Origin of the sequence: Nocardia sp. NPDC059195, from assembly GCF_042754695.1 — a bacterium.
GTDB lineage: Bacteria > Actinomycetota > Actinomycetes > Mycobacteriales > Mycobacteriaceae > Nocardia.
This window is the reverse complement of record NZ_JBHZBG010000076.1, coordinates 1-1,036: the sequence shown is the minus strand read 5'-3', so window position 1 is coordinate 1,036 and position 1,036 is coordinate 1. Positions and strand designations below refer to the sequence as shown.

General features: G+C 62.6%; 1 protein-coding gene. It reads left to right on the top strand.

The window, feature by feature from the left end; all coding sequences use genetic code 11:
• Positions 1 to 82: 82 nt before the first annotated feature.
• Positions 83 to 1,036 (top strand): IS630 family transposase (locus ACFXKN_RS33495; protein ID WP_379434804.1); only part of this gene is annotated, 954 nt, incomplete at its 3' end.

Below are 1,036 nucleotides of genomic sequence, written 5' to 3'. Positions count from 1 at the left end.
CTAGTGCCTCGTCCAGGAAGGTTGCCTCGGTAACTGGTCGAGTTGATCGCGCGCCCGCGACCGGTGATGCTCCCCGGTGGAGGTGGTGCCGGTGGCCAGGAAGCCGGAAGTGTTTGTGCGAGAGGTGACCCCGGACGAGGGTCGCCGGTTGCAGAAGATCACGAAGACAAGCAAACAACCGATCAGGATGCGGCGTGCGATCGTGGTGATGGCCTCGGCACAACGTCAACCGGTCCCCGCGATCGCCCGGTTGATGCAGGTCAGCGAAGCCTATGTGCGGCAAGTGATCCACGACTTCAACGAACGGGGGTTCGAGGCGCTGGACCCAAAATGGAGCGCGGGCAGACCGAAGAAGGCGGACCGGGCAACGCGTGAACGCATTGCCTGTATCGCCCGGTGCTGCCCGCGAGACCTCGGCTGGCCATTCTCGGTCTGGAGCCTATCGAAACTACGAGAAGTGCTGGCCACCAACAAGATCGCCGAGATCAGCCGTGAAACACTGCGCAAGATCTTGAAAGCAGAGGGTGTGTCGTGGCAGGCGGTCAAGACCTGGAAAGCCGGCACTGATCCCGAGTTCGCCACGAAGATGAACCGGATCCTCGATCTCTACGACCATCGACCCGCGGACGGGCGGGTGGTCTGTGTCGATGAGTTCGGGCCGTTGAACCTGCAACCCCGCGCTGGTCGCGGATGGTTTCCGCAGTCCAAGCCCAGACGGTTGCGGGCGACCTACCACCGCACCCAGGGTGTTCGGCATCTGCTCGGCGCGCTGGATCTGGCTACCGGGAAGATCCACTACCGGATCCGGGATCGTAAGCGGTGGCAGGAGTTTCTCGGGTTGTTGAAGTCGCTGCGTGCCCGCTGGCCCGACGGCAAGCTTTATGTCATCGCCGACAACTTCTCCCCGCATAAGCGGGCCGAGGTCCGGGACTGGGCCGCGGCACATGAGGTGGAGTTGGTGTTCTTACCGACGTATTCGTCGTGGTTGAACTGGATCGAGTCCGAGTTCGCGGCGCTGCGCTACTTCGCGTTGAAC